Genomic DNA, 7,745 nt, shown 5'->3' with positions numbered 1-7,745 from the left:
CTCCTGCCGAAGCTTCGCCTCCTGCCGAGCCGGCGAAGCTCGCCGCGGTGAAGACGGATGATCCGTCGCCCGCCCCGCCGAAGCTGGAAGCCCAAGCGGTCGAAACTCCTGCACCAGCGCAGTCCGCTGAGGTCGCTCCACAGCCTCCGGCCGCGGATCCCTCGCCCGCATCGCAGCCCGCACCGGTTTCCACGGAAGCGGCACCGATGCCAACCGAGGCCAAGGTCGCCGCCGTGACCGATCCGCCTGTCGCAACCAACGAACCCGCGCCCGCCGCACCGGCACCCGCGATGGCTACGCCGGAGCCCGCACCGCCGCCGTCACCCGAGGCCATCGCAGCCGCGACCAGGATCGCAACGCTGGGTGGACCCGAAGTTGTCGTCGAAGCACCGCCCGTGCCGAAGGGCACTGAAGCGAAGAAGCCGGAGCGCAGTGCCACCAGCAAGCCGGTGCATCGCAAGGAGCGCCGGCGGATCGTCCGCGCGCCACCGGTGCGGCAAGCCGTTCAGCTCGACCCGTTCGGCAACCCGACCTTGGTGCCGCTTACCCGGCGCTAGACCTTTTTGTCTTGACGCGTTTTCTTCACGCGAACCGGCATCCACTTCGCCCGAAAGCGCTCTAGTTTTGTTTTGACGCGTTTTCTTTGCGCGAACCGGAGTCCACTTCGCTCGAAAACGCTCTCGCTCAAGCCGGTCCTGTCGCGATCGGCGGGCCGCTCGCCTGTCCCCATTCCGACCATGAGCCGTCATAGAGCGCGGTGTCGGTGACGCCGAGCCGGTAGAGCGCAAGCGTCAGCACGCCGGCCGAGACGCCGGAGCCGCAGCTCGTGACAACAGGCGCGTCGAGCTTCACGCCGGCACCGCTGAATGACTTGCGCAGATCGTCGAGCGGCTTCATCTCGCCGGTCGCGGCATCGAACAGTTGGTTGTAGGGCACGTTGCGGGCGCCCGGGATGTGGCCTGCGCGGATGCCCGGCCGCGGCTCCGGCGCGCGTCCCTCGAAGCGCTCGGCGGCGCGCGCATCGATCACCTGCTCGGCACGGCTTTCGACATTGGCGATCATCTGCTCGATGCTGCGCACGCGCTTCGCATCATAGCTCGCCTTGAACATTGCGGGCTTCGGCTTCACCTCGCCGCTCTCGATCGCCCTGCCCTCGGCGCGCCACTTCTTCAGGCCGCCGTTGAGAATCCGCACGTTGCGATGGCCATAGGACAGGAACATCCACCAGGCGCGCGGCGCGGCGACCCAGCCGCCGGAATCATAGATCACGACGGTGTCGGCATTGCTGACGCCGAGCCCGCCGATATCGCGGCCGAACTGCTCGGCACTCGGAAACATGTGCGGCAGCGGATTGGAATGATCGGACACCGCGTCGACGTCGAAGAACACGGCGCCGGGCAGATGCGCGGCGAGGTAGTCGTCCTTCGGCAGCGGCAGCACGCCGGGCAGCTTGAAGGTCGCGTCGAGCACTTTCACGTTGGCGTCGCCGAGATGCGCAGCCAGCCAGTCGGTCGAAACGAGCGGATCGTCGATAGCAGTCATGATCTGATGTCCTTGCGGGCGTGAGGCCTTTCAGCCCTTCTTCTTCGGCTCCCACGCCTCGATCGGGCCGCCGGCCTCGCGCCAGGCGGCGAAGCCACCACCCATATGGGCGACCGGCTTCAGGCCCATATCCTTCGCGGTCTTGGCGGCGAGCGCCGAGCGCAGGCCGCCGGCGCAGTGGAAGATGAACTTCTTGTCTTCCTGGAAGATCGGCTTGGCGTAGGGGCTGTTCGGATCAATCCAGAACTCGAGCATGCCGCGGGTGCAGGAGAATGCGCCGGGAATCTTGCCGTCGCGCTCGATCTCGCGGGGGTCGCGGATGTCGACGATGACGACGTCGTTCTTGCCGATCAGCGTGATCGCATCGGCCGCGCTGATGGTCTCGATCTCGGCATTGGCCTCGTCGATCATCACCTTGATGCCGCGGTGGATGTTCTGGGGCATAGGGCTCTCCCTGGATGTTGTTGTTCGTCATTCCGGGGCGATGCGACAGCATCGAACCGGAATCTCGATCGAATTTCATCAGCTCGAGATTCCGGATCGGTCCTACGGACCGTCCGGAATGACGGGATTGGCTACCGCACCAGCTCCCGCATCGCGTTCTCCAGACCTTCGATCGTGATCGGATACATGCGCTCGGAGAACAGGCGGCGGATGATGGTGGTCGATTCCGAATAGTCCCAGTGCTTCTGCGCCACCGGATTGAGCCACACCGCATGCGGATAGGTGCAGGTGATGCGGTCGAGCCAGACCGAGCCGGCCTCTTCGTTGACATGCTCGACCGAGCCGCCGGGAACCATGATCTCGTAAGGCGACATCGAGGCGTCGCCGACGAATACCACCTTGTAGTCGTGCGGGTACTTGTGCAGCACGTCCCAGGTCGGCGTGCGATCGGTGAAGCGCCGCTTGTTCTGCTTCCAGACGCCTTCATAGAGGCAGTTGTGGAAGTAGAAATATTCCATGTGCTTGAATTCGCTCTTGGCGGCCGAGAACAGTTCCTCGACCTGCTCGATATGCGAATCCATCGAGCCGCCGATATCGAAGAACACCAGCACCTTGACCGCGTTGCGCCGCTCGGGCCGCATGTGCACGTCGAGATAGCCGTGGTTGGCGGTCTCCTTGATCGTGGTGTCGAGATCGAGCTCGTCGGGCGCGCCGGTGCGCGCGAACTTGCGCAGCCGCCGCAGCGCGACCTTGATGTTGCGGATGCCGAGCTCGACATTGCCGTCGAGATCCTTGAACTCGCGCTTGTCCCACACCTTCACGGCGCGGTTGTTGCGGTTCTTCTCCTGCCCGATCCGCACGCCCTCTGGATTATAGCCGTGGGCGCCGAACGGCGAGGTGCCGGCGGTGCCGATCCACTTGCTGCCGCCCTGGTGACGGCCCTTCTGTTCCTCGAGCCGCTTCTTCAAGGTCTCCATGAGCTTGTCCCAGCCCATGGCCTCGATCTGCTTCTTCTCTTCCTCGGTGAGATATTTCTCGGCGAGCTTCTTCAGCCACTCCTCGGGGATCTCCGCCTTGCCCATGGCGTCGAGCAGGCTCTCGAGCCCCTTGAACACGGTGCCGAACACCCGGTCGAACTTGTCGAGATTGCGCTCGTCCTTCACCAGGGCGGCGCGCGACAAATAGTAGAAGTTCTCGACGGTCTGTTCGGCGAGATCGGCGTCAAGCGCTTCCATCAAGGTCAGATATTCCCGTAGCGTTACGGGGACCTGGGCGTCGCGCAGCGATGTGAAGAACTGCAGGAACATACTCACCTAGATCGCCCGCTGGACCGGTGGCGTCAAGGGGCCGAGCCATGCCGAGACCGGCGATCCGCCTTGATATGGCCCCTTGCGCCATGTCTTGCGGGGTCCACCCAACGACGCCCCGCCCCGTATCCGTGCGGCGGTCATTCCGCACGGCGGAAACATGACGGTCGACATTCCATGCGTGCCGCGCCGTTCAGGGTACCGCTGCGCTGCGGAATCCGCCCTAGACCGCCCGGCTTTTTCAATTACAATTGCGCCTGACAAGACATTGGGCAGGACGTTTGAATGGGCATCATTGCGGCACTGGTGATCGGTGCGATTGCCGGCTGGCTCGCGGGGCTGATCGTGCGCGGCGCGGGCTTCGGGCTGATCGGCAACATGGTTGTCGGCATCATCGGCGCGCTGGTGGCAAGCTGGCTGCTGCCGCGCCTCGGCGTCGGCCTCGGCGGCAGCGCGATCCGCGACATCCTCAACGCGACGATCGGCGCTTGCATCGTGCTGGTGATCGTATCGATGATCAGACGAGCGTGATCGAAAAATTTGCATCTCCGACGGCCGCTGCGAGAGCGGTCGTTTCATGTTGAGGCCCAAGGTGAGACCCATGCGGCCAACGAACGAAGCAAGGCAACCAGATAGATGAAATTCACGGGTACCAAGGACTACGTCGCCACCGACGACCTCAAGGTCGCCGTCAATGCCGCCATCGTGCTGGAGCGCCCGCTGCTGGTGAAGGGCGAGCCCGGCACCGGCAAGACGGTGCTGGCCGAGGAAGTCGCCAAGGCGATCGACGCGCCGCTTTTGACCTGGCACATCAAGTCGACCACCAAGGCGCAGCAGGGCCTCTACGAATACGACGCGGTGTCGCGCCTGCGCGACAGCCAGCTCGGCGACGCGCGCGTGTCCGACATCAAGAACTACATCAAGCGCGGCAAGCTGTGGGAGGCCTTCACCCACGAGAAGCGCCCGGTGCTCCTGATCGACGAGATCGACAAGGCCGACATCGAATTCCCCAACGACCTGTTGCTCGAACTCGACCGCATGGAGTTCCACGTCTACGAGACCGGCGAGACCATCAAGGCGAAGCTGCGCCCGATCGTGATGATCACGTCGAACAACGAGAAGGAACTGCCTGACGCGTTCCTGCGCCGCTGCTTCTTCCACTACATCAAGTTCCCCGACGCCGACACCATGAACAAGATCGTCGACGTGCACTTCCCCGGCATCAAGAAGCGGCTGGTGGAAGAGGCGCTGCGGATCTTCTTCGAGGTCCGCGAGGTGCCGGGCCTGAAGAAGAAGCCCTCGACCTCGGAGCTGCTCGACTGGCTCAAGCTGCTCCTGAACGAGGACATCACGCCCGAGATGCTCAGGGAGCGCGATCCGCGCAAGCTGATCCCGCCGCTGCATGGCGCGCTGCTCAAGAACGAGCAGGACGTGCACCTGTTCGAGCGGCTGGCGTTCCTCAGCCGCCGCGAAGTCTAGTTCACGCAAGCGCCGGGGCATTCGCTCCGGCGTTTTACTGAACCGCTCCAACCAAGAAGAAGACCAGGGAAGATGAACGTCCAGACCCAAATCCGCGCCGCCGAGCCCGTCACGACCGAGCACTTCGACGTCCTGATCGCGGGCGCCGGCATCTCCGGCGTCGGCGCCGCCTACCACCTCACCACGCAATGCCCGGGCACCAGCTTCGTGGTGCTGGAGACGCAGAAGACGTTCGGCGGCACCTGGTCCACCCACCGCTATCCCGGCATCCGCTCCGACAGCGACCTGCACACCTTCGGCTATCGCTTCAAGCCGTGGACCAGCGCGCCGATCGCCAGCGCGGCCGAGATCCTGAAATACATGGGTGAGGTGATCGACGAGAACGATCTCGCCCGCCACATCCGCTATCGCCACACCATCACCGCGGCGAAGTGGTCGAACGAGACCAACCTCTGGACCATCGATGCGACGCGTATCGACACCGGGGAGCAGCTGCGCTTCACGACGAACTTCTTCTGGATGTGCCAGGGCTACTACCGCCACGACGCGGGCTATACGCCCGAATGGACCGACATGGCGAAGTTCAAGGGCACCATCATCCATCCGCAGACCTGGCCCGACGACCTCGACTACAAGGGCAAGCGCGTGGTCGTGATCGGCTCCGGCGCCACGGCTGCGACCCTGATCCCGGCGATGGCCAAGGATGCCGGCCATGTCACCATGCTGCAGCGTTCGCCGACCTATTTCCGCACCGGCCGCAACGCGATCGAGATCGCCGAGGAGCTGCGCAGGCTGCAGGTCGACGAGGCCTGGATCCACGAGATCACCCGCCGCAAGATCCTGTTCGAGCAGGACGCCTTCACCAGGCGGACCTTCGCCGAGCCCGAGGGCGCCAAGAAGGACCTGCTTGCGGCGGTCGAGGCCGTTCTCGGCAAGGACTACGACATCGCCACCCACTTCACGCCGCGCTACCGGCCGTGGCGGCAGCGCATCGCCTTCATTCCGGATGCCGACCTGTTCCACGCCATCAAGGGCGGCAAGGCCTCCGTCGTCACCGACGAGATCGAGCGCTTCACCGAGAAGGGCATCCTGCTCAAGTCCGGCAAGGAGCTCGAGGCCGACATCATCATCACCGCGACCGGCTTCCACCTCTCCGCCAATGGCGGCATCGACTTCGCAATCGACGGCAAGCCGCTCGACTTCAAGGACACCGTGACCTATCGCGGCATGATGTTCACCGGCGTGCCAAACCTCGTCTGGGTGTTCGGCTATTTCCGCGCCAGCTGGACCTTGCGCGTCGACCTGGTCGGCGACTTCGTCTGCCGCATGCTCAAGCACATGAAGGCGACCGGCGTGAGCAAGGTGACGCCGGCGCTGCGCCCCGAAGACCACAACATGCCGCTGCTGCCGTGGATCGATCCGGAGAACTTCAACCCCGGCTACATGATGCGCGGCATGCACCTGCTGCCGAAGCGCGGCGACAAGCCGGAGTGGCAGCACAACCAGGACTACTGGGCCGAGAAGGACGAATTCCCGGCGATCGACCTCAAGGACAAGGCGTTCGTCTACGGCTGATAGCAGTCCCGTCATTTTGAGGAGCGCGTAGCGCGTCTCGAAGGATGCACGGCCCCAGTCGGGCCGTCGTGCTTCGAGACGGCCGCTTCGCGGCCTCCTCAGCATGACGGTGTTAGACACAGCGCGCTGATCAAGAAGCATCGGCGCGCGCAGCTTTCCCTCACGCATACTCCGGCAGTTTCGCGGCGGCTTCGGGGGTCTTGCCGCGGATCATGTCGGAGGCCTTGTCGGCGATCATCAAGGTCGAGGCGTTGAGGTTGGCTGAGATCATCCGCGGCATGATCGAGGCGTCGATCACGCGCAGGCCCTCCATGCCATGGACCCGAAGCTGGTCGTCGACCACGGCCCAGGACGCATCGGCCGGTCCCATCCGGCAGGTGCAGCCGGGATGGAAAGTGGTGGTGCCGCGCTGGGTCGCGGCCGCGAGCAGCTCCTCGTCGCTCGTGACCTTCGGACCGGGAAAGTCCTCATAGGCGAAATACGGCTTGAGCGGCTCGGAGGCGAGCAGCCGGCGCGCCAGCTTCATGCCGGCGACGACGACGCGGCGGTCGATCTCCTCGGCGAGATAGTTGGTCTGAATGATCGGCGGCGCGAACGGATCGGCGGAGCGGATGCGAACATAGCCGCGGCTCTCCGGCCGCTGCTGCCATGAGGCCACCGTCATGCCGGGCTCGTCCTCGAGCTGGCCCTGCACGCCTTCCTTGTAGCTCGCCGGCGTGAAGGTGAGCTGGAGGTCTGAGCTCTCGGTGGTCTCGCCGGAATGCCAGAAGCAGTAGACCATGGTCGGCGACAGCGACAACAGCCCGCGCCGCGTCGTCGCCCATTTGATTGCCTCGCCCCACAAGCTGAAGCCGCGGCGCAGCTCGTTGATGGTCCGGATGTTCTTGACCCGCGCCACCGAGCGTGGCGCATAGTGATCCTGCAATCCCTCGCCGACACCCGGCAGCGCGTGGCGCACCTCGATGCCGTGCGACTTCAGCAGGTCGGGCGAGCCGACGCCGGAGAGCTGCAACAGCTGCGGCGAGTTGTAGGCACCGCCGGAAAGAATGACCTCCTTGGTGGCGCGGATCTCGAGCGGATGGCCGTGCTTGCCGCCGCGGTTGTAGCGCACGCCGACCGCGCGCTTGCCCTCGAAGATGATGCCGGTGACATGCGCATGCGTGCGCACGTCGACATTCGGCCGCTTTCGCGCCGGATGCAGGAACGCGGTCGCGGCGCTGACCCTGCGGCCGTTCAGGATGGTGCGCTGGCAGTACGACACGCCTTCCTGGATCTGGCCGTTGTAGTCAGGATTGCGCGGAATGCCGAGGCTCATCGCACCCGCCATGAAGGCCTCGCAGAGCGGGTCCTGCCAGTCCATCGTGGTGACGGTGAGATTGCCGTCGCGGCCGCGATAGG

8 protein-coding genes are annotated in these 7,745 nt (G+C 64.7%); 4 read left to right on the top strand and 4 right to left on the bottom strand.

Annotated features, from left to right (window positions below):
- Positions 1-557: hypothetical protein (locus H8B02_RS48285; RefSeq protein WP_283842316.1), on the top strand; the 557-nt coding region annotated here is incomplete at its 5' end.
- A 127-nt stretch (positions 558-684) separates the two neighbouring features.
- Here the strand turns inward: H8B02_RS48285 and sseA are convergent.
- The 3 genes from sseA to H8B02_RS42615 form a co-directional block, all read right to left on the bottom strand.
- Positions 685-1,542: a 3-mercaptopyruvate sulfurtransferase gene (gene sseA / locus H8B02_RS42625; protein WP_229171704.1), complete on the bottom strand. Its 858-nt coding sequence runs from the start codon at positions 1,540-1,542 to the stop codon at positions 685-687.
- A 30-nt stretch (positions 1,543-1,572) separates the two neighbouring features.
- Positions 1,573-1,986, bottom strand: coding sequence for a rhodanese-like domain-containing protein (locus tag H8B02_RS42620; protein ID WP_016847778.1), 414 nt, complete (start codon positions 1,984-1,986; stop codon positions 1,573-1,575).
- A gap of 131 nt (positions 1,987-2,117) precedes the next feature.
- On the bottom strand, positions 2,118-3,293 hold the full coding sequence (locus H8B02_RS42615) for a vWA domain-containing protein (protein ID WP_229171706.1): 1,176 nt from the start codon (positions 3,291-3,293) through the stop codon (positions 2,118-2,120).
- 285 nt (positions 3,294-3,578) lie between these two features.
- On the opposite strand from H8B02_RS42615, the gene H8B02_RS42610 reads away from it, so the two are divergent.
- From H8B02_RS42610 to H8B02_RS42600, 3 genes are all read left to right on the top strand, one after another.
- Positions 3,579-3,824 carry a GlsB/YeaQ/YmgE family stress response membrane protein gene (locus H8B02_RS42610; protein ID WP_092124584.1) on the top strand — a complete coding sequence of 82 codons (246 nt, stop codon included), beginning with the start codon at positions 3,579-3,581 and terminating at the stop codon, positions 3,822-3,824.
- 105 nt (positions 3,825-3,929) lie between these two features.
- On the top strand, positions 3,930-4,772 hold the full coding sequence (locus H8B02_RS42605; protein ID WP_092124583.1) for an AAA family ATPase: 843 nt from the start codon (positions 3,930-3,932) through the stop codon (positions 4,770-4,772).
- A gap of 72 nt (positions 4,773-4,844) precedes the next feature.
- A complete protein-coding gene (locus tag H8B02_RS42600; RefSeq protein WP_229171702.1) occupies positions 4,845-6,347 on the top strand; it encodes a flavin-containing monooxygenase in 1,503 nt (500 codons plus the stop codon).
- Positions 6,348-6,507: 160 nt separating this feature from the next.
- On the opposite strand, the gene H8B02_RS42595 is transcribed toward H8B02_RS42600, so the two are convergent.
- A partial coding sequence (locus H8B02_RS42595) for a GMC family oxidoreductase (protein WP_229171700.1) occupies positions 6,508-7,745 on the bottom strand: 1,238 nt, incomplete at its 5' end.

The sequence above is a fragment of the Bradyrhizobium altum genome, assembly GCF_020889705.1.
In the GTDB taxonomy this organism is placed as follows: domain Bacteria; phylum Pseudomonadota; class Alphaproteobacteria; order Rhizobiales; family Xanthobacteraceae; genus Bradyrhizobium; species Bradyrhizobium altum.
Note: the sequence above shows the minus strand (reverse complement) of the source record. Positions and strands in the feature narration are given on the sequence as shown.